The sequence below is a fragment of the Caenimonas terrae genome (assembly GCF_042655405.1).
Lineage (GTDB): Bacteria > Pseudomonadota > Gammaproteobacteria > Burkholderiales > Burkholderiaceae_C > Ramlibacter > Ramlibacter terrae_A.
This window is the reverse complement of sequence record NZ_JBHSMF010000002.1, coordinates 797,912-821,638: the sequence shown is the minus strand read 5'-3', so window position 1 is coordinate 821,638 and position 23,727 is coordinate 797,912. Positions and strand designations below refer to the sequence as shown.

Sequence of the window (23,727 nt, the reverse complement as noted above, 5' to 3'; positions counted from 1 at the left end):
CGCGCTCTGGGCGGGGGCTGAATGTGAGAAAGTGCGGTTTCGGCGGCCTGGAGGGCCATTTTTGGCATTCGAAGTGACAAAAATGTTTCCCCTTACTTGATGCAGACCGACCTGACCTGCTTCAGGTCAGTCAGTCCCAGCATGATCTTCTCCATGCCGTCCATCTTCAGGGTCCGCATTCCGGTTTCGACCGCGGTGGCGAAGATCTCCGCCACCCGGGCCCGCTCCTGGACCAGGCGCTTGATGCTGTCATCGGCGATCAGGAGCTCGTGCAGGCCGATCCGGCCCTTGTAGCCCGACTTGTTGCACTTTTCGCAGCCCACCGCCCGGTAGAACTTCAAATTGCCGTCCTGGCCGTACAGCTCGACCCAGCTTTCATACAGGAGCTGTGCCTCGCCGCCCGGATCCGCCTTCCACTTCTGCGTGTGTTGCAGCTCCTGGGCGTATTCGGCAATGAAGGTCCGCAGTTCGTCCGAGCTCGGCGTGTACGACTCCTTGCAGTCGCACAGCTTCTTGGCCAGCCGCTGCGCCAGGATGCCGAGCAGCGCGTCGGCGAAGTTGAACGGGTCCATCCCCATGTCCAGCAGGCGCGTGATCGACTCGGGCGCGGAGTTGGTATGGAGCGTGGAGAACACCAGGTGGCCGGTGAGGGACGCCTCGACGCCCATCGCCACCGTTTCCTTGTCGCGCGACTCGCCCACCATGATGATGTCCGGATCGGCCCGCAGGAAAGCGCGCATCACGAGCGCGAAATCGATGCCCGCCTTCCGGTTGACCTGGACCTGCCGCAGGCCCTTCTGCGTGATTTCGACCGGGTCTTCCGCGGTCCAGATCTTGGTGTCGGGCTTGTTGAGGAACTTCAGCACCGAGTGCAGCGTGGTCGTCTTGCCCGACCCTGTGGGGCCGCAGACGTAGAAGAGGCCGTAGGGCTTGCTGACGGTTCTTTCCAGCCGCTCCCGGTTGTGGTCCGTCAATCCCAGCTTCTCCAGCGGGATCGGTTCGCCGGCCGCCAGGATCCGCATCACCACGTCCTCGACGCCGCCGGCCGACGGAATGGTGGCGACCCGCAGCTCGATGTCCAGCGGGCCGAACTTCTTGAACTTGATCTTGCCGTCCTGGGGCTTGCGCTTTTCCGAGATGTCCAGGTCGCACATGATCTTCAGGCGCGTCACGAGCGGCTGGCGGAAATGCGCCGGCACCTCCACGTAAGGCTGCAGGCTTCCGTCGATCCGGAACCGGATGCCGGTCTTGGCCTTGCCGGGAAGCGGCTCGATGTGAATGTCCGATACGCGCTGGTGGTACGCGTCGATGATCACCTTGTTGACGAACTTCACCAGTTCGTTGTCCGCAGCGGCCGATTCGAGGGTCGATTCGTCGCCGCTCTCGTCGTCGATCGGCGAGCTCAGGTCGGCCAGCAGTTCGTCGATGGAAGCGCCTTCGCCGTCCCCGTACAGCTGCCCCAGGGTCTGGTCGAATTCGGTCTTGGTAGTGACGCGATAGACGTACTTGCCGAAGCGGGGAAACACCTGGGGCACCACGCGGGAGCCGCGCACTGCCTCCGGGTCGAGGCACATCACCACCAGCCCTTCGGGGCTTTCTTCCAGCGGCAGCCAGCCCTGCTCATCGATGAACTCGCGCTTGAGCGGGCCCTGCAATGCCTCGATGCGGATTCTGCCGGCGTTGAACGGCTCGTACGGCACGCCGAAGAACTTCGCAAACGAAGCCCCGATCTGCGTCGGCAGGATGCGGTAGTCCGAGATCAGGGTCGCCTCGACCGAGCGGCCGTCGTCGCGCGCCTTTTGCACGCAGCGCTGGAGCTCCTCGGACGTCAGCACGCCGTCTGCGATCAGGCCGTCGTACTTGGTCGCCTTGCGCCGCTGCGCGTCCTCGGCCTTCTGCATGCGCTGGCGGATTGCGGTCGCCAGGGTGCGGCACAACTGGGTTGCGCCTTCGATCTCGAGATCGCCGAACGGCTGGTCGCTCTTGTTGTTGATCACCTGCAGCACGCCGTGCAGCGTGTCTCCGTCCAGGATCGGCACCACCAGCATCTGCTTGGTGCGGTAGCCCGAGCGCTTGTCCACCTGCTTGAGGAAAGTCAGGGTGGGGTGGACACGCTTGAGCGCTTCCTCGTCGTAGACGTCCGCGATGTTCACCATCTGCCTGCTGTACGCCGCATAGCCGGCGATGCTCTGCGCGCTGATCGGCAGCTTCAGGTCGCTGGTGGTGTTCAGGCCAGTCTTGACCTTGGAGATGATGGACGTGCGGTCGTCGCTGATCGCATACAGCGTCAGGCGGTCAGCGTTGAACAGCTTGCAGATGTCCTGGCTCGCCTCGAGCATGATCTGGTCGATGTTCTCGGTGTCGTGGATCCGGGTCGATACCTGCTGCAGCTGCCGATAGAACAGCACCTCGAACGTGACGCCGCGCTTTTCCGGCGGCAGCATCTGCGAATCGTAGAAAGCCTGCTCGGAGTCCCTGACAGGCCTGAGCACGGCGCTCACAGGTTGAACTCCTGTCCGGCGCGCAGCCAGCGGATGTCGTGGACCACGTTCACCCCGAAAGGCTGGGTCTGGTCGAACTTCTGGATCTCGCTCATGATCAGCTCGGTTTCGGCCGGCTTGGTGTGGGTGATGTAGATCGGGAAGGACTTGCCCTTGTCGATGCAGTCGAGTTCTTCCGCCAGCGCCAGCGGGGAAAGATGCAGGCTGCGCCGCGCGAGCTCCTTCTCGCGGTTGCTGAAGGCGGTTTCGATGACCAGCGCGGCGACGTCCATCTGGTTGATGCGGGCCCAGAAGGCCGGGTTGCGCTCGGTGTCGCCCGAAAAGACCCAGCAACCACGGCCGCTGCTCACGGCATAACCGACGGCGGGGACGGTGTGCACCGCCGGCAGCACTTCGATCCGCTTGCCCGTGATCTCCAGCGTCTGGCCGATCTCGATTTCGTGGAAGGTGATGAAGGGCGCGTCCACCGTCGGGATCCGGCTGAAGTCGGGCCAGATCACGTTGTTGAAGATGTGCGCCTTGATGGCGGCGATGGTGCCGGCCAGCGCATGGATGCGGACCGGGCTGGAGCGCTGCGCGGCGATCGCATCGATCATCAACGGCAGGGCGGCGATGTGATCGAGATGCGAATGCGTCAGCAGGACGTGGTCGATGCCGCGCATTTCGTCCAGGGTCAGGTCGCCGACCCCCGTCCCGGCGTCCACCAGCATGTCCGCGTCGACCAGGAAGGACGTGGTCCGGCAGTCCTTGGCGATGGCGCCAGAACAGCCGAGCACGCGCACCTTCATGATCGGATCCTTACTTGGTTTCGAAATTGGTGGCGCCGTCCCAGGCCGGGTCGAACGGAAGCAACCTCATCGAGGCTACACGGTCCGAATATAGTTCGTAAAGGTATTTTTTGGCATTCATCCTCTGCAGGTTGAGGAGCATCAGGTCGCATTGCTCCCAATCCTGCGCGCGATAGGCCTTGACCAGTCCGGCCCAGGTTTTCACTTCGTCGGTTTGCGCCTTTGGAAGCTCCTGCAGCAGCCCCAGCGGGTAAAAGATCCCGACGGCCTGCTCCTTGCCCTTGACCCGCACCTTGTCCAGTTCCTGCCAGCCGAATTCGGGCGCCAGCCTGCGCGTGCTCTCGCTGACCACGATGTCGACGCCGTAGACCTTGGACAGCCCCTCGAGCCGGGAGCCCAGGTTGACGGCATCGCCGATCACCGTGTAGCTGCGCCTGATGTCCGAGCCCATGTCGCCGACGCACATCGTGCCGGTGTTCAGGCCGATGCCGATGCCGATCTCGGGAATGCCCGAGGCCCGGTGCTCCTCGTTGATCTTCCTGACGGCGGCGGACATCTCGAGCGCGGTCTTGACGGCGAGGTGCGCGTGATTCGGCGTTTCCACCGGCGCGCCCCAGAACGCCATGACGCAGTCCCCCATGTACTTGTCGATGGTTCCCCGGTTGGCCTGGATCACGTCCGTCAGCCGGCTGAAGACCGCGTTCAGCAGCTCCTGCAGCCTGGTGGGCTCCATCGACTCGGACATCTTGGTGAAGCCCCGCATGTCGCAGAACATGACGGTCAGCTCCTTGTTGGTGGCCTTCATGCTGTAGCTCAGAGGATCCTTCACCATCTCGTCGACCAGCTCCGGCTGCACGTAGGTCCCGAACAGGTTGGCCAGCTCGCGCTTGGAGCGGCTCTCCACGAAATAGCCGTAACTCATGTTCAGCGCGAACGCGGTGATGGCGACGGTGAGCGCAGAAGCCAGCGGCAGCACCAGCCCGCCGCCCAGGTACAGCCAGACGTTCACCCCGATCAGCAGGGCCACCATCGCGGCGCTCACCATGACGGCCCTGGTGGCGGACAGCAGCGGCAGCGAAAACGCCAGCGCCAGGCCGGACAGGATCAGGATCACCACCTCGTATCCCACCGCGTAGTCGGGCTTGACGAAGATCTTGCCGTCCAGGAGTCCGGAAATGACGTTGGCATGCGCCTCGACCCCGGGGTAGGTTTCCGCGACCGGCGTGACCCGCACGTCCTGCAATCCGGGGGCGGTGGTGCCGACCAGCACGATCTTTCCCCTGAGGGTTTCCGGGGCCACCCGCTTTGCCAGCAGGTCGCTGGCCGAGACGTACCTGAACGAGCCCGCGCCCGGCCCGCCCGGGCCGCGGAACGGAACCAGCGTCGCCACGCGGGCGTCCACCGGGATCGCCAGGGTCTTGTCGCCCTGGCGCAGGACGATGCTCTCCAGCCCCTGGTAGTTGCGCGACACCAGCCGGTCCCGCGGAAAGCCCGGCTCCACCGCAGGCAGGCCATTGAGCAGCCGGAACATCGCCAGGGCCAGCGACTCGTAGTACTGGCCCTTGTACTCGGCGACCAGGGGAATCGAACGCACGACGCCGTCGGCATCGGTGATGGAGTTGAAGTACCCGGCCAGCGGCGCGGCGCCGGCGATCCGTGCGATGTTCGAGCCGTAGCCAGACCAGGTGGTGAAAGCGATCGGGCGGCCCTGCAGGCTTTCCCGCCCCATCACCGGCGCCGGCAGGACGCCTGAGGTGCGGCCGTCGCGATCGCTGGTCAGGTAGTAGCCGAGCACCACCCGACGCCGCTCCAGCGATTTTGCGAACAGCCCGTCGTAGTCCAGCGAGGGCTGCAGTTGCGCCAGCTTGTCGGCGAACCCTGGCTGATCGCGCAAGTCGGTTTGCGCCAGTTGCTGCAAGTGCTTCAGGCCCGAGCTTTCGTCGGGCTCGGCGAACACGATGTCGAACCCGAGCAGCGCGATCTTCTGCTGGCCGTACAGCTCGTCGACCAGGTCCGCAACGCGGCTGCGGGCCCAGGGCCAGTGTCCGACTTCGGCCAGGCTCTTTTCGTCGATGTCGACGATGACGATCCGTTCGTCCAGGGTGCGCGGCATGGTGGCCCGCAACCTGGCGTCGTAGATGATGTCGTCCAGACGCTGCACCACCCCGATCGGGAGTATCCCCGTGGCATGCAGCAGACCGAAAACCAGCGGAATCAGCGTGACGGCGATCCGGGACCAGTGTTTGGAGAGCAAGCCCATAAGCCCCCGACCTCGCTAGCGTGGGATGTTCGCCGGCCGACGGCAGGCGCTCAAACCTGCACGAACTGCATCTGCGTTCCGGCCAGCTCCAGCAAATCGCCGTTCTTCAGGGTGACCGGCTCGGCGCCGATGGCCGCTCCGTTGAGCGTCGGCTTGTTGGCGCCCTCCACGTGCGCCACCACGAAGCCGTGCGGGCGCTTGGTGATCGCGGCCACGGCAACGCCCGGCTTGCCGATGGTCGTCACTACCTTGACCAGTGGCACCTCGCGGCCGGCCGCCGCACCCGACAGGACCTTGATGGCCGCCGCCAGGCTGGCCAGTTCGGAGGCAGCGACGGTGCCGCCCTCGGCACGGGCGGCCGCCGACGCGGTCACCGGGGCGGGCGGAATCGAGCCCGCCTTGATGATCATCGTCTTCTCGTAACCGGGGTTGGCGGCCTCGTTGATGTACTTGATCTTGTACTTCCCGATCTCCACCGTGTCGTTGTTTTGCAACAACTGCTTCTTCACGGCCTTGCCATTGACGTAGGTGCCGTTGGTGCTGTTGAGGTCTTCGAGATAGACGTCGTTTGCCATCATCTGCAGGACGGCATGCTCGCCGCTCACCGCGAGATTGTCGATCACGATGTCGTTGTAGGGGCGTCGCCCCAGTGTCGTGCGGTCCTTCGTCAACTGCACTTCCTTGATGACAACACCGTCGATCGAAACGATCATTTTCGGCATGGTCGGCTCCTGTTTCTGAACTCGTTATCTGAGACTAACATCAAGTCCTATTTTCCCAGCAATCTGGAAATGAAGCCGCGTTTTTCGGATCCGGTCTTGGCGTAGGCGAGCAGAACCGAGATATTGTCCCGGCCTCCGTTGGCATTCGCGGCTTCGATCAACTGCTGCGATTTCTGCTCCAGTGTCGCCTCGCCCACCAGAATCTGCGAAATCGCATCGTCATCGAGCATGTCGGACAGGCCATCAGAACACATCAGGTACAGATCGCCGGCTTCGACGCGATGCTCGTTGACCTCCAGCAACACCGCGTCCTCGACCCCGAGCGCGCGGGTGACCAGGTTCTTGTTGGTGGACACGGCCGCCTGCTCCGGCGTGATCAGGCCGGCATCCATCTGCTCCTGCAGCAGGGAATGGTCCTTGGTGATCTGGGCGAACTCGGCACCGCGCAGCCGATAGCAGCGCGAATCGCCGATGTGGCCCAGCATCAGGCGTGAGTCCTGGAAGACGCCTAGCACCAGCGTCGTGCCCATCCCGCTGTATTGCGGGTTGGAGTTGGCGGCGTTGAAGATCGAGCGATTGGCATTGTCGACGCAGATTTCCATCGCGCGGCGCACTTCCCTGCTGTTGGCATGCCGTCCGGCCTGCGACAGCCAGCGCCCCAGCTCCGACTTGATGAAGGTGGTGGCCATCCCGCTGGCGATCTCGCCGGCGTTGTAGCCGCCCATGCCGTCGGCCAGGATCCCGAGCCGGGTCGGTTCATCGATCGCAACTGAGTCTTCGTTGTTCTCTCGGGCGAGACCCGGGTCGGTGCGGATGCAGAACTCGTAAATCATAGATGCCCGGTTGTCGTGTCGTCCCGATCGGACTTGCCGTCGCCAGCGGAAGGTACGTCCGGTTCGTCCGGCCTGGGGAAGGCGGCCGTCCTGACAAAAACCTCGCCCGCTGCTGCCTCCGGTCGCTGGGCGGAATCATAGCCGGGCGCGCCGGACGTCATGACGGTGGTCTTCTCCGGCACGGCAGGAACCTCGTTGTCGGGCCGCATCAAGGGCCCGGGGTGTGGCTTTTCTGTCGCAGACGGCTGCACTGCGGGGGCCGCCATCACCGCCCGGAGATCGGCGGCGAACGCGTCGCCGTCCTGGTAACGCAGGTCGGGACGCTTGGTGAGCGAGCGCGCAACCACGCCGGCGAGCTGCGGCGAGATCTCCTGGCGAACGGCGCGGATGTCCGGCGCCTCCTCGTTGGCGATCTTGTACATCAGTTCGGCCATCGAATCGCCCCGGAACGGCAGCACGCCGGTCAGCATCTGGTACAGCATCACGCCCAGCGAATACAGGTCGGAGCGGCCGTCCACCTTCTTGCCCGCGATCTGTTCGGGGGACATGAAGCTGGGGGTGCCCAGCACCAGGCCCGTCTTGGTCTTGCTCGAGTCCGTGATCCGGGCGATGCCGAAGTCGGTGACCTTGACCGTGTCGCTGTCGACCTCGTACATGATGTTGGCCGGCTTGATGTCGCGGTGGACGACGTTCTGCCGGTGCGCATAGGCCAGCGCCTCCGCCACCCGGGCCACGATCGACAGGACCTTGGGGATCGGCAACAACGCGCCGCCCTTGCAGAACTCCACCAGGTCGCGGCCCTTGAGGAATTCCATGGCGATATACGCCAGGTCATGCTCCTCGCCGGCGTCGAAGATCGTGACGATGTTCTGGTGCTGCAGCCGGCCGGCGGTTTCGGCTTCGCGGAAGAAGCGTTCCCGCGCGTCGGTGAGCTCCTCGCCCTCGAATTCCTGGCTCAGTGCCATCGTCTTGATGGCCACCACCCGGCCGATCTTCGGGTCCCTGCCCAGGTACACGACGCCCATCGCGCCCTTGCCCAGTTCCTTTTCCACCTGGTAGCGCCCCAGCATCGGCTTTTCGACGGCACCGCCATCGAGCAGCATGGTGCCGCCCGGGTGGGACCCGCCGCCGCCCAGGATCACCGTTTCCGACAGGTTCCTGGCGCGATTGAGCTTGGACTGCAGATCCTTGTAGTCCTTCTTCCACGCCGCCATGTGTTCGTAGATGGCCTGGGCCTTGTTGAACTGGCGCTTGCGTTCGAAGTCGAGGGCGAGGTTGTACAGGTTGTCCATCAGCGGCTCGCTCATGGGCACGCGCCGGAAGCGGTCGAACGAGGCGTCCAGCTGCCCCTGGCCCTGCAAGGCCAGGCCCATCATCCGGTTCGTCTCGGCCGACTCTTCGTCCGACTTGAGCTTGCCGGCCTCGGTCATGAGGAAGCGCTTGGTCGTCACGGCCAGATGGCCGATGACCAGCAGCGTGGCCGGCAGCATTAGCTTCAGCCACAGCGCCGCCCCGGCAAGCAGCCCGAATTCGGCGCCCAGCAAGGCGACGAAGAGGGCCGCCGTGATGGCGCCCGCCATTCCCGCCGACAGCCGCGGCAAGGCGGCAATCAGGTACGCCGCCACCAGCAGGAAGATGCCCAGGGCCGCGACCACCCCCCAACTGGGCTCCACGATGAAGTGCTCGCTGAGGATGCTGGAGGTGGTGTGCGCCAGCATCTCGGCCGGCGTCATGTTCGGATTGCCGGGCGCCGGAAACTGCGTGCCCACGCCTGCCGCCGTCGCGCCGATCAGGACGATCTTGTCCGTGTACTTGGACGCGGGGATCTTTCCTGACAGGACGTCGTAGAACGAATCGATCGCGAACGGCGGCTTGCCGTCGCGTGCCTTGTAGAACTGCGGCAGCATGCGCGCGATCTCGTTGGTCTTGATCCGCAGCTTTCCGATCTGCACCGACTCGCCCGGATTGAGCCTGATGTCGGACGGGCCAAGGTTCAGGCTGTTGCCGGCCGCGAGCAGCGCGAGCGATGGGATCGCCTTACCGTAATAGTTCACGAGCAGGGGCTGCTGCCGCACTGCGCCGTCCACGTCGTTGAGGAAGTTGAGGTGGCCTACCCCCGCGGCCGCATTGCCGATGCTGTCGATCGGTTGCTGCCCGCTGACTGCCGGCTCGGAAAAACCGTTGTTCTCGTCGATCGCGCTCTTCAGGGCAAAGGGCGGCAGCGGTTTGTCGGGCTTGCCCAGCGGCTCGGCCAGCGCGAACACCGACGGGATCAGGACGTTGCCTGCCTTCGCCATGCTCGCGGCGAGCTTGGAATCGGTGTCCAGCGACGATTCGGCATCCGCGATCACCTTGCCGAGTTGCTCCGTGAGGGGGCCCTGTTCGGCCCGGCCAAGTGCCTCCTTCATCTTGCGGATGTAGACCAGCCCGCGATCGGTCTGCGGCTCGAAGAAGAAGACGGTGTGGACGATGGTCTTGGCCTTCGCCGCCGCCAGCATGTCGATCAGCTGGGCGTGGACGTCGCGTGGCCACGGCCAGCGGCCGATGTTGCGCACGCTGGTGTCGTCGATCGCGATGATGGCGATCCGGTCGGAAGGCTGGCGGCCGCTGCTGGTGCTGGCGAAGTCGTAGAAGCGCCGCTCCAGTGTTTCCACCACGTCGGTGGAGCGGTCCAGGATGACCACCGCCAGCACGATGAGCACGGCCACGAACCAGTCCCTGCGCCAGAACTGCCCGCGTCTCTCGGATGAGGATGTGCTCACTGACCCCGCCTTTGAACAGATAGCTGGCCGCCTGTGTTTCCATCCACAGGCGCGCGCGCCGCACGCCTAGGATGGGTGCAGCTCTCCCTGCGGCACGTTAACAGAGGGCTCCACAGCGGACAAGCGACAATCGCCGGTCCCCGCTACGTTTTGTAGCAATTGTGCACAGATGCTGATGAGCAGGCTTTGCTTCAGGTCGCAGCCGGCTTCCGGCTGCGGGCGCTGATCAGCTTTCCGAGGGCGATCACCAGCGCAGCGCCGCCGGCGGCCGCGACGTAATGCGCCCACCCGTTGGCGGCGAAGAAGTCCTTGAACACGAAGTCGCTGGCGATGGTTTCGCCGCCCACCCAGCCGATCAACGCGGCACCGAGCACGACGATGATCGGGAACCGCTCCATCAGCTTGATCATCAAGGTGCTGCCGAAGATCACCAGCGGAATGCTGATCGCGAGGCCCAGGATCAGCAGCAGCATGCTGCCCTTGGCGGCGGCCGCGACGGCGATCACGTTGTCCAGGCTCATCACCAGGTCGGCGATCAGGATCGTCCGCACGGCCGCCATCAGCGTTCCGTGCTCCTTGGCCTCCCCTTCGCCCTCGTCCTCGTCGCCCAGCAACTGCACGCCGATCCACAACAGCAGCAGGCCCCCGACGATCTGCAGGTAGGGCAGGGCAAGCAGCTTGGCTGCAACCACGGTCAGCAGGATCCGCAGGACCACCGCCGCACCCGAGCCGAAGAAGACCGCCTTGCGCTGCTGGGTCGGCGGCAAGGTCCGCGCGGCCAGCGCGATCACCACCGCGTTGTCTCCCGACAGGATGATGTTGATCCAGATGATCTTCAGCAGGCCGATCCAGAAGTCGGCGCCTTGCAGCATTTCCATGCGGTGGTCCCCAGAGATATGAATGCGAAAAGCGCCCAAAACCGGAGTTCCGAGCGCTTTCTTTTCTAGACCGCAGTGTACCGGTCAGTTGCCGGTCAGCTCGTTGGTGATTCTGCTTACAGCAGCGCCTTCAGCAGCTTGGCCATCTCGGAAGGGTTGCGCGTGACCTTGAAGCCGCACTCTTCCATGATGGCAAGCTTGGCGTCGGCCGTGTCCGCGCCGCCGGAGATCAGCGCGCCGGCGTGCCCCATGCGCTTGCCGGCAGGCGCCGTCACGCCGGCGATGAAGCCCACGATCGGCTTCTTCATGTTGGCCTTGCACCAGCGCGCCGCTTCCGCTTCGTCCGGGCCGCCGATCTCGCCGATCATGATGACCGCGTCGGTTTCCGGATCGTCGTTGAAGGCGCTCATCACGTCGATGTGCTTGAGCCCGTTGATCGGGTCGCCGCCGATGCCGACCGCCGTCGACTGGCCCAGGCCGATCTCGGTGAGTTGGGCGACCGCCTCATAGGTCAGCGTGCCCGAGCGGCTGACGACGCCGATGCGGCCCTTGCGGTGGATGTGGCCCGGCATGATGCCGATCTTGATTTCGTCCGGCGTGATCAGGCCGGGGCAATTGGGGCCGAGCAGCAGCGTCTTCTTGCCGCCGGCGGCTTCCTTGGCCTTCATGCGGTTGCGCACTTCCAGCATGTCGCGCACCGGAATGCCTTCGGTGATGCAGATGGTCATGTCCAGGTCGGCCTCGACGGCTTCCCAGATCGCGGCGGCAGCGCCGGCCGGTGGAACGTAGATCACCGAGACGGTGGCGCCGGTCTGCTTGGCCGCTTCCTTCACCGAGGCGTAGATCGGGATGTTGAAGATCGACTCGCCGGCCTTCTTCGGGTTCACGCCGGCGACGAAGCAGTTCTTGCCGTTGGCGTATTCCTGGCACTTCTCGGTGTGGAACTGGCCGGTCTTGCCGGTGATGCCCTGGGTGATGACCTTGGTGTCTTTGTTGATGTAGATCGACATGGATTTGTTCCTAATCAGTTGAGGACAGAGCTGAAGATCTGTCCCCAAGGTCACTTGAGAGCGGCAACGACTTTCTGGGCGGCCTCGGCCATGGTGTCGGCGCTGATGATCGGCAGGCCGGACTCGGCGAGCATCTTCTTGCCCAGCTCCTCGTTCGTTCCCTTCATGCGCACGACCAGCGGCACACTCAGATTGACGGCCTTGCAGGCGGTGATCACGCCGGTGGCGATGGTGTCGCACTTCATGATGCCGCCGAAGATGTTGACCAGGATGGCCTTGACCTTCTTGTTCTTGAGCATGATCTTGAAGGCCTCGGTGACCTTCTCCGGCGTCGCGCCGCCGCCCACGTCCAGGAAGTTGGCCGGCTCGGCGCCGAACAGCTTGATGGTGTCCATGGTGGCCATCGCCAGGCCGGCGCCGTTGACCAGGCAGCCGATGTTGCCGTCCAGGCTGATGTAGGCCAGGTCGAACTTGCTGGCTTCCACCTCCGCCGGGTCTTCCTCGTCGAGGTCGCGCAGGGCGACGATCTCGGGGTGGCGGAACAGCGCGTTCGGGTCGAAGTTGAACTTCGCGTCCAGCGCCTTGATGCCGCCGTTGCCTTCCAGGATCAGCGGGTTGATCTCCACCAGGCTGGCGTCGGTCTCCATGTAGACCTTGTAGAGCTTCTTGAGCACGTCCACGGCCTGCGCGGTGGAACCGGCGGGAACGCCGATGCCGTTGGCCAGCTCGCGGGCCTGGTCGTCGGTCAGGCCGGCGATCGGGTCGGCCAACACCTTGATGATCTTCTCGGGCGTGGCGTGGGCCACTTCCTCGATGTCCATGCCGCCTTCGCTGGAGGCCATGAAGGCCACCTTCTGCGAGGCGCGGTCGGTCACGGCCGACACGTAATATTCCTTCTTGATGTCGGCGCCGTCCTCGATGAGGAGGCGGCGCACCTTCTGGCCCTCGGGGCCGGTCTGGTGGGTCTTGAGCTGCATGCCCAGGATCTCGCCGGCCAGCTTCTTCACCTCGTTGATCGAACGCGCCAGCTTGACGCCGCCGCCCTTGCCGCGGCCGCCCGCATGGATCTGCGCCTTCACCACCCACACCGGGCCACCGAGCTTCTGGGCGGCTTCCACCGCTTCCTGGACCGTGAAAGCCGGGATGCCGCGCGGCACGGGCACGCCGAAGTTGCGCAAGATTTCCTTGCCTTGGTACTCGTGAATCTTCATGAGGGTTCTCTGGAGGATCGAATGAATTTGAGGGCCGGAGGCTGGGCGCAGGCCCCCGGCAGAGGCTGCAAGGTGCAGCCGTGAACTGTATCATGGTGCGATGCACAAACTGGGTGCGCGGCGCTGCGTCAGCGCCGGCACTTACGACAGGAGAAGCGATGCCAAGGGTGTTCATTGACGGTGAGGCCGGCACGACCGGATTGCAGATTCGCGAGCGGCTCCAAAAGATGCCGCAGATCGAGCTGGTGAGCATCGCGCCGGAACGACGCAAGGACCCGCAGGCCAAGCGCGAACTGATGGCGGGCGTGGACCTGGTCATCCTGTGCCTGCACGACGACGCGGCGCGCGAGTCGGCCGCCATGGTCGCCGACATCGAGAAGACTTCCGGCAAGCCTGGCCCGAAACTGATCGATGCTTCCACCGCGCATCGCACCGCCGAAGGCTGGGTGTACGGCTTTCCCGAACTGGCGCCGGGCCAGCGCAACGCGGTGGCGAAGGCACGCCGGGTCAGCAACCCCGGCTGCTATTCGACCGGGGCGATCGCCCTGCTGCGGCCGCTGGTCGATGCCGGCTTGCTGCCCAAGGACTACCCGGTGGTGCTGCCCTCGGTCAGCGGCTATTCGGGCGGCGGCCGCACGATGATCGAAGCCTTCGAAGGCGGCAAGGCTCCCGCGTACGAGGTGTACGGCCTGGGCCTGAAGCACAAGCACCTGCCGGAGATCGTCAGGTACAGCGGGCTCGCCCGGCGGCCGATCTTCATTCCGGCCGTCGGCAATTTCCGCCAGGGCATGCTGGTCGAACTGCCGCTGCACCTGGACATGCTGCCGCGCCAGCCGACGATGGCCGACCTGCACGCCGCGCTGGCGAAGCATTACGAGGGCAGCGAATGGGTCGCGGTGGTCGCGCCGACCGAGGACGGCAAGCTCGAGCCGGAGGCGCTGAACGACACCAACAGGATGGAGCTGCGCGTTTACGGCAACGACGACCTGCGCCAGGCCATCCTCGTTGCCCGGCTGGACAACCTGGGCAAGGGCGCCAGCGGCGCCGCGGTGCAGAACCTCAAGCTGATGCTGGGGCTGTAGCCCGGGCGGCGAGCTCGCGCCGCACCCGCTCCAGCACTTTCGCCCAGTCGCGGCTCTCATCCTGCCGGAACAGGCGGGCGCCGGGGTACCAGGGGCTGTCCTCGCGCTGCAGCAGCCAGCGCCAGTCGGGGCTGAACGGCAGCAGCAGCCACAGCGGGCGCCCCAGGGCCCCGGCCAGGTGGGCCGCGCTGGTGTCCACCGACACCACCAGGTCCATCGCGGCCACCAGCCCGGCGGTCGCCGCCAGGTCCTGCAGTTCGGCGCCGACGTGGGGCACTCCGGCGGCCTCCAGCAATTGCGCTTCGCCGTCACGCAACTCCTTTTGCAGGCTCACCAGTTGCACGCCGGGCGTGGCCAGTTGCAGCATGGCCTTCAGCGCAATGGAGCGGTTGTGATCGTTGACGTGCGCCGGGTTGCCCGACCAGACGATGCCCACCTTCAGGCCGGCGCCGACCAGGCGCTCGCGCCATGCGCGCGCGGCGGCCGGATCGGCGGACAGGTAGGGAATGGCCGCCGGGACCGTCTCCGGCGTCGTGCCGAAAGCCAGCGGCAGGCTGGGCAGCGGACAATGGACATCGAAGCGCGGCAGGGGCTCGCCGTCCACCAGCAGCCTGTCCACACCGGCCAGCCGGCCCAGCAGGCGCCGGAGCGTCGGCGGCACGGCGAGCAGCACCGTGGCACCCCTGTCCTGCACCGCTTGCGCATAGCGGCAGAACTGCAATGTGTCGCCCAAGCCTTGCTCCGCATGCAGCAGCATGGTCTTGCCCCGCAGTGACGCCGCGCCGTCCCATTGGGGCTGCGAATAGCTGGCCGCCCCCTGCGCCAGCGTCAGCGCTTTGGCCTGTCGACGCCATTCGTGGCCACGCCAGCCCGCCTCCCAGTTGCCCGTCACCAGATGGCAGAGCGCCTTGTTCCAGTGGATGTTCGCATCCTCCGGCGCCAGCGCCAGGGCCTGTTCGTAGGCGGCCAGCGCCTGGTCGAATGCGTTCTGCTCCTGCAGGACGCTGCCCAGGTTGATCAAGGCCGGGAGATAACGCGGGTCGAGTTGAAGCACGGCGCGGTAAGACTGTTCGGCCTCGGCGAAACGCCCCATGCGCAGGAGCGCGTTGCCGCGATTGACCAGCGTGTCCGGCTGCCGCGGCTGCAACTCCAGCACCTTGTCGTAGGCCGCCAGCGCCTCGACCAGGCGGCCCCGCGCCAGCATGGCGTTGCCCCGTGCCGCATGGACGGGGGCGGCCTTCGGTGCCAGCTGCGCGGCGCGATCGAACCACTGAAGCGCTTCGTCATGCTGCTGCTGGCGCAGCAGAGAACGCGCCAGGCCGAAGGCGCCGGCGGCGGACGAAGCGTCCAGGGCCAGCAGGCGACGGTAGCACGCGACCGCCTGCTCCTGGAGGTCCTGGCTGCGGCTCAGGTCGGCGACCTCGAGCAGCAATGCGGGGCTCTCCGGCTGCAGCGCCAGCGCCGCTTCCAGGCTCCTGCGTGCCGCCTCCGGCCGGCCGCCCGCCTTGTGCAACGCAGCCAGGCGGACATGGGCATCCACGTCCTCGGGATTTGCCGCCACCAGGCCGGCAAAGATCTCGCCGGCCCGGCCGTGCTCGCCCCGCTCCAGCGCCAGCATGCCCGCGACGTGCAGCAGCTCCGGCGCGCCCGGACAGGCTGCCAGCCCCTGGTCGACCGCCAATTGCGCTTCCTGCGGCCGGCCCATCCCCGCCAGCAGGCTTGCCAGATCGCGCCAAGCCACGTCAAAGGCGCTCTTGCAGGCCAGCGCCGCGCGGTAGCTCGCCAGGGCCTGCTCATGGTGTCCCTGCTGCTGCAGCGCACCGGCCAGCAGATAGCGGGCGTCGGCCGAGCCCGCGTCCAGTGCCGCCGCCTGCTCCAGGCTGTGCTGCGCCGGCCCGAACGCCTGCAGCTGCAGCAAGGCAAAGCCCAGGTTGACGTGCGCGGCCGCACTGCGCGGATCGTGTTCCACGGCTTTGCGGTAGCAGGCGGCGGCGCCCTCGAGGTCGCCGGCGGCCAGCTTGCCGTTGCCTGCCTGCAACCAGTCGTCCTCGGGCCCGGCCGCAGCCTGGGCCGGCGGCGCAGCGCGCGACCACAGCTTCCTGAGGCCGCTCAGCATCGCGCCTCCCGCTGCGGCTCGGCGCCTTCCAGCTCGGCGCGCACCCGCGCCAGCACCGGCGCCCATTGGGCGTCCGCGCCCTGGCGGAACAGGCGGGCGGACGCGTACCACGGACTGTCCTGGCGCTCCAGCAGCCAGCGCCAGTCGGGCACCGCGGGCAACAACAGCAGCAGTCGCTTGCCCAGCGCCCCCGCGAGATGGGCGACGCTGGTGTCGACGCTGACCACCAGGTCCACGCAATCGATCAGCGCTGCCGTGTCGTCGAAGCCCTGCAGGGCGGCACCGGCGTGGAACATGCCGCTGGCCTGCAACACACCCGCATCGCCGGGCCGAACTTCCTTCTGCAGGCTGACCGGCGTGCAGTGCGCCGGCACCGCCCGCAGCAACGCCTCCAGCGGCATGGAGCGATTGGCGTCGTTCTTGTGCTGGGTGCCGCCGGACCAGACCAGGCCGACGCGCGGGCCGCGGCGCGGCCCCAGGGCCTGCTCCCAATGAGCGCGCTTGGCTGCATCGCTGCGCAGATAGCCGCCGGCCGCGGGGATGCTGTCCAGCGTGGTGCGGAAGGCGAGCGGCAGGCTCATGAGCGGGCAGTGGAAATCGAGGTGCGGCAGCGGTGCGTCTTGCGCCAGTAGCGTGCAAGCCGGGCTCAGTCCCGCGCACAGTGCGTGCAACGCCGGCGGCACGCGCAACACGATCCGCGCTCCCGCGGCCGCCAGCAGCGGGACATAGCGCACGAACTGGATGCTGTCGCCCAGCCCCTGCTCGGCATGGAGCAGCAGGGTCTTGCCCGCCAGCGGCTCGCCGGCCCACTGCGGATGGCTCTCGGTAAACGGCGCGCGCGCATGCCGCAGCACTGTCGCGCCCCAGCGCCATTCGTGCTCCGGCCAGCCCTGCGCCAGGTCGCCCAGCGTCAGCAGGGCCAGGCCGCGGTTCCAGTGCATGGCCGCATCCCGCGGTTGTTGCGCCAGTCCGCGGTCGAACCATGCCAGCGCATCCTGCAGCCGGCCCATGCGCATGCACGCGACCCCTGCATTGCCCATGGCATCGGCGAAGCCGGGATGCTGCGCCAGCACCTGCGCGCTGGCGTCCAGCGCGCCTTGGTGGTCCCCCAGTTCCAGCAGGATATTGGCCTTGCCATGCAGCGCGTCGGCATCGCCGGGCTGCTGCGCCAGGAGCTGGTCGATGCACGCCAGCGCTTCGGCATTGCAGCCCAGGCCATGCAAGGCGCGGGCACGCTGCTGCCTCAGGGGCATGGCCTGGCCGGCGCCCTGCGCATCGATCTGCGCCAGCGCCTCCTGCCAGCGTTGCAGGTCCAGCAGCAGGTCGATGCGCCCCAGCGCCGCGGCCGACAGCGCCGGGTCCAGCGCCAGCGCCCGGTCGTAGCAGGCCAGGGCTTGCGGCAGCAGGCCGCGCCGGGCATCGCTCTGGCCCAGCAGGAAGTGGGCATCGGCCAGGTTGCTGTCGATGCTCAGGGCGCGACGCAGGCAATCGCCGGCGGCATCGGCTTGCCCGGCCTGGAGCAAGGCGTAGCCCTGGTTCAACCAGGCCAGCGCGTCTTCGGGTGCGCTCTCGCAGGCGCGCCGGTAGCAGGCGATGGCCTCGGCGAGCGAACCTTGCTCCAGCAAGGCGTTGCCGCGCTGGCGCAGCGCTGCCGCCTCATCTTCCTTGTTGGCGTCAGGCGCCTGGCCGGCGCGCAGTTCGGGTGCGGAGTTGCGGCCGCCGCGCGCCGCCGACCAGATGCGCCCCAGGATGTCCATCCCCATGTCCTTGCCGCCCGTGACTTGTGCGGGGCATTATTCCATGGCGTGGTTTGCGCTATGCCGCTGTCATTGCCGCGGGGAGCGGCTCAGCACCTTGCCGATCACTTCCCCGTCGAAGCCCCGCGCCGCCAGGAAGCGCGCCTGCTTGCCGCGCTCCGCCGCATCGGACGGTGGCGCGTCGAACTTGCGGCGCCACACCTCGCGCGCCCGTTCCAGCTCGCCCGCCTTGAGCCCCGCCAGGGCGGCCTGCACCTTCTCGCTGTCCAGGCCCTTGGACTGCAGCTCCTGGCGGATCCGCAGCGCGCCGAGCTTGCCGGCGCGGCGGTGGACGACGGAATCGACCACCCGCTGCTCGTTGATGAAATCCTTGGCCTGCAATTCGTCGAGGACGCGGGCCAGCTGGCCCGGCTCCTCTTCATGCGGGGCGAGCTTTCTTTCCAGCTCGGCCCTTGAGTGCTCGCGGCCGCTCAGCAGCCGCAGGGCCCGGCCCTTCAGGGACAGTGTCGGCCGGGGCAATGGCATCGCGGGCTCGCCGATTGAGTCAGGCTTCCTCGACGTCTGCCGGCAGCAGCGGGATCTCCAGCGATTCGCGCACCTTGTTCTCGATCTCGCGCGCCAGCGCCGGGTTCTCGCGCAGGAATTCGCGGGCGTTGTCGCGGCCCTGGCCGATCTTCTCGCCGTTGTACGCATACCAGGCGCCCGACTTTTCCAGCACGCGGGCGTTGACGCCCATGTCGATGATCTCGCCGTGGCGGCTGATGCCCTCGCCGAACAGGATGTCGAATTCCGCCGTCTTGAACGGGGGCGCCACCTTGTTCTTCACCACCTTGACCTTGGTCTCGTTGCCGATCGCCTCTTCGCCCTTCTTGATGGTGCCGGTGCGGCGGATGTCCAGGCGCACCGACGCGTAGAACTTCAGCGCGTTGCCGCCGGTGGTCGTTTCCGGGCTGCCGAACATCACGCCGATCTTCATGCGGATCTGGTTGATGAAGATGACCATGCAGTTGGTCTTCTTGATCGAGGCGGTCAGCTTGCGCAGGGCCTGGCTCATGAGGCGGGCCTGCAGGCCGGGCAGCGAATCGCCCATTTCGCCTTCGATTTCGGCCTTGGGCGTGAGCGCGGCGACCGAGTCCACCACGATCAGGTCCACCGCGCCGGAACGCACCAGGCTGTCGACGATTTCCAGCGCCTGCTCGCCGGTGTCAGGCTGGCTGATCAGCAGGTCCGACAGGTTGACGCCCAGCTTCTGCGCGTATTGCACGTCCAGCGCGTGTTCGGCATCGACGAAGGCGCAGGTGCCGGCCTGGCGCTGCATCTCGGCGATGACCTGCAGCGTGAGCGTGGTCTTGCCCGACGATTCCGGGCCGTAGATCTCGATCACCCGGCCGCGCGGCAGGCCGCCGACGCCCAGCGCGATGTCCAGTCCGAGCGAGCCGGTGGAGACCACCTGGATGTCCTCGAGCTTCTCGCCCTCGCCCAGCCGCATGATCGTGCCCTTGCCGAACTGCTTGTCGATCTGCGCCAGTGCGGCCGCCAGGGCCTTGGCCTTGTCGCTGTCCGGGGCGCCGATCCGCGTTCCTTTGACTTGTGCATCCATGGGTTTCTCCTTGTGAATCAATGACTTGGGTTGATCGATCCAGTTGTTTTTATTCACAGGCTGGATGCTTGACCAGTAATGTAACGCGTCAGCTTGCGGAAGGTAAACCCGTTTTTTCGTCAGTTTGCCTTACCATCTTCCGATGATGCTGGAAGCGCTTTCCGAAACCCGCCGCCCGGTCCACCTGGGGCGCCTGCTGGGGCACGCGATGCGGCGCTTCGACGAACGTGTGCTGCACCTGATGGCCCACAACGTCGACGTGCCGCTGGCCCTGTCCAACCTGGCCGCGCGCGGCCAGGTCAGCGCGGCGCACATCCACATCACCCGCCATCTCGCGATCGACGGCGCGCGCCTGACCGACCTGGCCCGAAGCGCCGGCATGAGCAAGCAGGCGATGGGCGACCTGGTCGACCAGTGCGAAGCCTGGGGGCTGGTGCTGCGGGAAAAGGACAGCCGCGATGCCCGGGCCCGCCTGGTCCGCTTCACCGACAGCGGGCTGGCCTGGCTGCAGGCATTCAAGGAAGCGGTGGCCCAGGCGGAAGCGGAGTTCCGCGCCGAAGTCGGCGACGAGATCGCCGCCGTGGTCGCGCTGGGCCTGGAGGCTTACGCCGGCGGCAGCGCCTAGAATTTAAGCAGCGACCGGAGCCGGAGGCCGCGCCACAACGGGAGACAGGCCATGCGGATACTGATTGCCGAAGACGACCAGGTGCTGGCAGACGGCCTGCTGCGGACGCTGCGGGCATCGGGTGCGGCAGTGGACCACGTGGCCAGCGGCAGCGAGGCCGACGCCGCGCTGATGACCAACAACGAGTTCGACCTGCTGATCCTCGATCTGGGGCTGCCGAAGATGCACGGGCTCGAGGTGCTGCGCAAGCTGCGCGGCCGGGGCTCGTCGATGCCGGTGCTGATCCTGACCGCGGCCGACAGCGTCGAGGAGCGCGTCAAGGGCCTGGACTATGGCGCCGACGATTACATGGCCAAGCCCTTCAGCCTGCAGGAGCTGGAGGCGCGCGTGCGCGCGCTGACCCGCCGCGGCATGGGGGGCACCAGCAGCACGATCAAGCACGGCCCGCTGGTGTACGACCAGGCCGGCCGGGTGGCGACCATCGACGGCAAGATGGTGGAACTCTCCGCCCGCGAGCTCGGGCTGCTGGAAGTGCTGCTGCAGCGCGCCGGCCGGCTGGTGAGCAAGGACCAGCTGGTCGAGCGCCTGTGCGAATGGGGCGAGGAAGTGAGCAACAACGCGATCGAGGTCTACATCCACCGGCTGCGCAAGAAGATCGAGAAGGGCCCGATCCGCATCGCCACCGTCCGCGGCCTGGGCTACTGCCTGGAAAAAATCCCTCAATGAGCCCCCACGCTGGTCACTTCTTGGACTGCGCTGCCCCCCGAGGGGGCGTTCGCGCCGTGGGGCAGCCCGGCGGCGCTCAGTGAAGATCTTCCAGCGCGAACAGCGCTCGCTGTTCGGCGAGATCCTCGACTGGATGCTCACGCCGCTGCTGCTGCTGTGGCCCGTGAGCCTGGCGCTGACCTGGCTGGTGGCGCAAAGCATCGCCGGCAAGCCGTTCGACCGCGCGCTGGAATACAACGTGCAGGCCCTCGCGCAGCTGGTGACGGTGCAGAACCAGCGCGTGGTGTTCAACCTGCCGCAGCCGGCCCGCGAGCTGCTGCGCGCCGACGACTCGGACCTCGTCTACTACCAGGTGCTCGGCGCCAGGGGCGAGGTGCTCAGCGGCGACAAGGACCTGCCGGCCCCGCGCGAGGAAGACCGGCCGCTGGCCGGCGAAGTGCGCCTGCGCGACGACGAAATGCGCGGCCTGGACGTGCGCATTGCCTACACCTGGGTCAAGCTCGACCTGCCGGACTCGCAGCCCGCGCTGGTGCAGGTGGCCGAGACGCGCGAGAAGCGCTCGGTGCTCGCCACCGAGATCATCAAGGGCGTGATGCTGCCGCAGTTCGTGATCCTGCCGCTGGCGGTGCTGCTGGTCTGGCTGGCGCTGGTGCGCGGCATCAAGCCGCTGTCCCAGCTGGAAGAGCGGATCCGCCAGCGCAAGCCCGACGACCTCAGCCCGCTCGACGACAAGGCCGTGCCGCTGGAAGTGGCCCCGCTGGTGTCCTCGATCAACGACCTGCTGACCCGGCTGAAGGATTCGATCGCCACCCAGAAGCGGTTCCTGGCCGATGCCGCGCACCAGCTCAAGACGCCGCTGGCGGGGCTGCGGATGCAGGCCGATCTGGCGCAGCGCGAGGGCTCCAACGCCGAGGAACTGAAGCAGTCGCTCAAGCAGATCGGCCGCTCCAGCGTGCGCGCCACGCACACCGTCAACCAGCTGCTGGCGCTGGCGCGGGCCGAAAGCAGCGGCCAGCACACCATCGCGCGGCAGCCCTGCGACCTGGCGCAGCTGACGATGGAGGCGGTGCAGGACTCATTGCCCCGCACGATGGACAAGCGCTTCGACCTGGGCTATGACGGCGCCCGCCCCGGCGCGCCCGGCGTCACCCTGCCGGGCAACCCGACGCTGCTCAAGGAAATGATCCGCAACCTGCTGGACAACGCGATCAGCTACACGCCCTCCAGCGCCGACCATCCGGGCGTCATCACGGCGCGCGTGCTGGCCGATCCCTTCGGCCATGTGCTGGTGCTGCAGGTGGAGGATTCGGGCCCGGGCATCCCCGCGGCGGAGCGCGAGCTGGTGTTCCAGCCGTTCTACCGGGCGCTGGGCACCAACGTCGACGGTTCGGGGCTGGGCCTGCCGATCGTGCTGGAGATCGCGCGCCAGCACGACGCCAGCGTCACGCTGGAAGATGCCCATCCGGGCCAGGTTCCGCCCGGCACGCGGGTGACGGTGCGCTTCGTGGTCGGCGAGCCGAAGCCCGCCTAGGCAGGCTTGAACAGGTTCAGCTGCAGGCGCTCACGCTCGATCGCGCGCGCCACCGGCGGCAGCGCGGCGATCCGCTGCACGAAGGCCCATGTGGCCGCAAACGCGGTCGGGTCGATGCCGGCGATGCCGCCCCAGCGCGCCAGCGTCAGCGCGTAGGCGTCGAGCGGGCCGAAGTTGTCGCCTGCCAGGTAGGGCTTGCCCTGCGCCTGGGCCCTTGCCACCAGTGCGTCGAGTTCCGCCAGGTGGCCGCGGTACAGCCTGGTGTTGAAGGCCTTGAGTTCGGCTTTGGCGGCGTCGCTGTCCGCGAACTTCTGCGGCATGAAGATGTGGGTGAAGGTCGGATGCACCGTGTTGTTCATCCACGCCAGCGTCTCCAGCATGCGGGTGCGCGCGAGCGGGTCGCGCGGAATGAACCCGCACTGCGGGAAGCGGTCGGCCAGGTGGCCGACGATGGCCACGATCTGCGTGATCACCTGGTCGCCATCCACCAGCACCGGCACCTGGCTGCGCGGATTGATGGCCTTGTATTCCGGGCTGAAGTTCTCGCCCTTGTGCAGCTTGACCAGCACCGGCTCGAACGGCTCGCCGGCCGTCTCCAACAGCGTGTGCGGGACGAAGGAACAGGCGCCCGGCGAAAAATACAGCTTCATGCGACCTCCTGTGCAGGTTCAGCGGCAGGACCGCAGCGGCTTGCCGGCCAGCACGGTCTTGAGTTCGTCCAGCCGCGGGCGCAGCGCGTCGTCGACGGCCGGGAATTTCAGCTGCTGGCCGCGCACCTCGGGCCGCTCCACCACCACGCGGGCGGTGTGGACGCCGCGCTGCGACAGCTGGGCCAGCTGCTGGTTGGCTTCTTCCTCGGTGCGAAAGCCCCCCAGCGACAGGCCGAACTCCAGCGCCGGGTTGAGCAGCGACTGGAACGACACGCCGAGCTGGCGCAGCTCGCCCTTTTTCTTGTTCACCGCTTCGATGCTGGGGTACTTGCCCATGTAGACGATCCAGCGGGCCGGCTCCACGGTCTGCTCCAGCGTCCAGGAGCCGGTCGGCCAGGACGCCAGGCTGGCGCGCAGCGGCGCGGCCTGGGCTTCCTCGAACGGGCCGGCCAGCAGGCATTCCGCCGGCTTGGGTGCGGCCGCCGCGACCTCGACCTTCTTGGCTTCATCGGCCGGCAGGATCTTCAGCGCCTCGGGCCGGATCTGCTGCGCCAGCCGCTGCGGTTCGGACTGCTGCGCCGGCGCCACGCCCCAGTCGGCCAGCAGGCCGCGGGCCCAGGCGAAATAGGCGCCGTTGGCCAGCAGCAGCAGAAGGACGATCAGGCGCAGCAAGGT

General features: G+C 66.9%; 19 protein-coding genes. 4 read left to right on the top strand and 15 right to left on the bottom strand.

The window, feature by feature from the left end; translation table 11 throughout:
• Positions 1-92: 92 nt before the first annotated feature.
• The 9 genes from ACFPOE_RS04020 to sucC all read right to left on the bottom strand — a co-directional run bounded on the left by ACFPOE_RS04020 (position 93) and on the right by sucC (position 12,965).
• Positions 93-2,501, bottom strand: a complete 2,409-nt coding sequence (locus ACFPOE_RS04020) for a GspE/PulE family protein (RefSeq protein ID WP_376848704.1) — start codon at positions 2,499-2,501, stop codon at positions 93-95.
• Positions 2,498-3,289: an MBL fold metallo-hydrolase gene (locus ACFPOE_RS04015; RefSeq protein WP_376848703.1), complete on the bottom strand. Its 792-nt coding sequence runs from the start codon at positions 3,287-3,289 to the stop codon at positions 2,498-2,500. Before ACFPOE_RS04015 ends, ACFPOE_RS04020 begins: the two co-directional genes overlap by 4 nt.
• 10 nt (positions 3,290-3,299) lie before the next feature.
• Positions 3,300-5,549 carry a CHASE2 domain-containing protein gene (locus ACFPOE_RS04010; RefSeq protein WP_376848702.1) on the bottom strand — a complete coding sequence of 750 codons (2,250 nt, stop codon included), beginning with the start codon at positions 5,547-5,549 and terminating at the stop codon, positions 3,300-3,302.
• Positions 5,550-5,599: 50 nt separating this feature from the next.
• The gene (locus tag ACFPOE_RS04005) at positions 5,600-6,271 is read right to left on the bottom strand and encodes an FHA domain-containing protein (protein WP_376848701.1); all 672 of its coding nucleotides are present in this window, start codon (positions 6,269-6,271) and stop codon (positions 5,600-5,602) included.
• A gap of 47 nt (positions 6,272-6,318) precedes the next feature.
• Positions 6,319-7,104: a Stp1/IreP family PP2C-type Ser/Thr phosphatase gene (locus ACFPOE_RS04000; RefSeq protein ID WP_376848700.1), complete on the bottom strand. Its 786-nt coding sequence runs from the start codon at positions 7,102-7,104 to the stop codon at positions 6,319-6,321.
• Entirely contained in the window at positions 7,101-9,812 is a 2,712-nt protein-coding gene (locus tag ACFPOE_RS03995; protein WP_376848699.1) for a CHASE2 domain-containing serine/threonine-protein kinase, read from the bottom strand. The genes ACFPOE_RS04000 and ACFPOE_RS03995 overlap by 4 nt, the downstream gene beginning before the upstream one ends.
• 245 nt (positions 9,813-10,057) lie before the next feature.
• Positions 10,058-10,744 (bottom strand): TerC family protein, encoded by a 687-nt coding sequence (locus ACFPOE_RS03990; protein WP_376848698.1) that lies wholly within the window; start codon positions 10,742-10,744, stop codon positions 10,058-10,060.
• A gap of 116 nt (positions 10,745-10,860) precedes the next feature.
• Complete coding sequence (gene sucD, locus ACFPOE_RS03985) at positions 10,861-11,754, bottom strand: succinate--CoA ligase subunit alpha (protein WP_376848697.1); 894 nt, start codon at positions 11,752-11,754, stop codon at positions 10,861-10,863.
• 50 nt (positions 11,755-11,804) lie between these two features.
• Positions 11,805-12,965, bottom strand: a complete 1,161-nt coding sequence (gene sucC, locus ACFPOE_RS03980) for an ADP-forming succinate--CoA ligase subunit beta (protein ID WP_376848696.1) — start codon at positions 12,963-12,965, stop codon at positions 11,805-11,807.
• A 158-nt stretch (positions 12,966-13,123) separates the two neighbouring features.
• On the opposite strand from sucC, the gene argC reads away from it, so the two are divergent.
• A complete protein-coding gene (argC, locus tag ACFPOE_RS03975; protein ID WP_376848695.1) occupies positions 13,124-14,047 on the top strand; it encodes an N-acetyl-gamma-glutamyl-phosphate reductase in 924 nt (307 codons plus the stop codon).
• On the opposite strand, the gene ACFPOE_RS03970 is transcribed toward argC, so the two are convergent.
• The 4 genes from ACFPOE_RS03970 to recA form a co-directional block, all read right to left on the bottom strand.
• Positions 14,025-16,163 carry a tetratricopeptide repeat protein gene (locus tag ACFPOE_RS03970; RefSeq protein WP_376848694.1) on the bottom strand — a complete coding sequence of 713 codons (2,139 nt, stop codon included), beginning with the start codon at positions 16,161-16,163 and terminating at the stop codon, positions 14,025-14,027. The two genes, argC and ACFPOE_RS03970, sit on opposite strands and share 23 nt — an antisense overlap.
• Positions 16,157-17,920, bottom strand: coding sequence for a tetratricopeptide repeat protein (locus ACFPOE_RS03965; RefSeq protein WP_376848693.1), 1,764 nt, complete (start codon positions 17,918-17,920; stop codon positions 16,157-16,159). Before ACFPOE_RS03965 ends, ACFPOE_RS03970 begins: the two co-directional genes overlap by 7 nt.
• A gap of 69 nt (positions 17,921-17,989) precedes the next feature.
• Positions 17,990-18,445 carry a recombination regulator RecX gene (gene recX, locus ACFPOE_RS03960; RefSeq protein WP_376848692.1) on the bottom strand — a complete coding sequence of 152 codons (456 nt, stop codon included), beginning with the start codon at positions 18,443-18,445 and terminating at the stop codon, positions 17,990-17,992.
• Positions 18,446-18,464: 19 nt separating this feature from the next.
• Positions 18,465-19,520, bottom strand: coding sequence for a recombinase RecA (gene recA, locus ACFPOE_RS03955; RefSeq protein ID WP_376848691.1), 1,056 nt, complete (start codon positions 19,518-19,520; stop codon positions 18,465-18,467).
• A 142-nt stretch (positions 19,521-19,662) separates the two neighbouring features.
• Between recA and ACFPOE_RS03950 the strand changes: the two genes are divergently transcribed.
• The 3 genes from ACFPOE_RS03950 (at position 19,663) to ACFPOE_RS03940 (ending at position 22,402) form a co-directional block, all read left to right on the top strand.
• Complete coding sequence (locus ACFPOE_RS03950) at positions 19,663-20,145, top strand: MarR family winged helix-turn-helix transcriptional regulator (protein ID WP_376848690.1); 483 nt, start codon at positions 19,663-19,665, stop codon at positions 20,143-20,145.
• A 51-nt stretch (positions 20,146-20,196) separates the two neighbouring features.
• Positions 20,197-20,871 (top strand): response regulator, encoded by a 675-nt coding sequence (locus tag ACFPOE_RS03945; protein WP_376848689.1) that lies wholly within the window; start codon positions 20,197-20,199, stop codon positions 20,869-20,871.
• A gap of 79 nt (positions 20,872-20,950) precedes the next feature.
• Complete coding sequence (locus ACFPOE_RS03940; RefSeq protein WP_376848688.1) at positions 20,951-22,402, top strand: sensor histidine kinase; 1,452 nt, start codon at positions 20,951-20,953, stop codon at positions 22,400-22,402.
• On the opposite strand, the gene ACFPOE_RS03935 is transcribed toward ACFPOE_RS03940, so the two are convergent.
• Together ACFPOE_RS03935 and ACFPOE_RS03930 are read right to left on the bottom strand one after the other, a co-directional pair.
• A complete protein-coding gene (locus tag ACFPOE_RS03935; protein WP_376848687.1) occupies positions 22,399-23,052 on the bottom strand; it encodes a glutathione S-transferase family protein in 654 nt (217 codons plus the stop codon). The genes ACFPOE_RS03940 and ACFPOE_RS03935 overlap by 4 nt on opposite strands.
• A gap of 18 nt (positions 23,053-23,070) precedes the next feature.
• Positions 23,071-23,724: an SPOR domain-containing protein gene (locus tag ACFPOE_RS03930; RefSeq protein WP_376848686.1), complete on the bottom strand. Its 654-nt coding sequence runs from the start codon at positions 23,722-23,724 to the stop codon at positions 23,071-23,073.
• Between the last annotated feature and the right edge of the window lie 3 nt (positions 23,725-23,727).

Bases quoted from the DNA above. Each gene is read 5' to 3' on its own strand.
- ACFPOE_RS04010 (WP_376848702.1), bottom strand. From the start codon at position 5,549: ATGGGCTTGCTCTCCAAACACTGGTCCCGGATCGCCGTCACGCTGATT.
- sucD (WP_376848697.1), bottom strand. From the start codon at position 11,754: ATGTCGATCTACATCAACAAAGACACCAAGGTCATCACCCAGGGCATC.
- argC (WP_376848695.1), top strand. From the start codon at position 13,124: ATGCCAAGGGTGTTCATTGACGGTGAGGCCGGCACGACCGGATTGCAG.
- recX (WP_376848692.1), bottom strand. From the start codon at position 18,445: ATGCCATTGCCCCGGCCGACACTGTCCCTGAAGGGCCGGGCCCTGCGG.
- ACFPOE_RS03970 (WP_376848694.1), bottom strand. From the start codon at position 16,163: ATGCTGAGCGGCCTCAGGAAGCTGTGGTCGCGCGCTGCGCCGCCGGCC.
- ACFPOE_RS04000 (WP_376848700.1), bottom strand. From the start codon at position 7,104: ATGATTTACGAGTTCTGCATCCGCACCGACCCGGGTCTCGCCCGAGAG.
- recA (WP_376848691.1), bottom strand. From the start codon at position 19,520: ATGGATGCACAAGTCAAAGGAACGCGGATCGGCGCCCCGGACAGCGAC.
- ACFPOE_RS03950 (WP_376848690.1), top strand. From the start codon at position 19,663: ATGATGCTGGAAGCGCTTTCCGAAACCCGCCGCCCGGTCCACCTGGGG.
- ACFPOE_RS03965 (WP_376848693.1), bottom strand. From the start codon at position 17,920: ATGGACATCCTGGGGCGCATCTGGTCGGCGGCGCGCGGCGGCCGCAAC.
- ACFPOE_RS04015 (WP_376848703.1), bottom strand. From the start codon at position 3,289: ATGAAGGTGCGCGTGCTCGGCTGTTCTGGCGCCATCGCCAAGGACTGC.
- ACFPOE_RS03945 (WP_376848689.1), top strand. From the start codon at position 20,197: ATGCGGATACTGATTGCCGAAGACGACCAGGTGCTGGCAGACGGCCTG.
- ACFPOE_RS03935 (WP_376848687.1), bottom strand. From the start codon at position 23,052: ATGAAGCTGTATTTTTCGCCGGGCGCCTGTTCCTTCGTCCCGCACACG.
- ACFPOE_RS03990 (WP_376848698.1), bottom strand. From the start codon at position 10,744: ATGGAAATGCTGCAAGGCGCCGACTTCTGGATCGGCCTGCTGAAGATC.
- ACFPOE_RS04005 (WP_376848701.1), bottom strand. From the start codon at position 6,271: ATGCCGAAAATGATCGTTTCGATCGACGGTGTTGTCATCAAGGAAGTG.
- sucC (WP_376848696.1), bottom strand. From the start codon at position 12,965: ATGAAGATTCACGAGTACCAAGGCAAGGAAATCTTGCGCAACTTCGGC.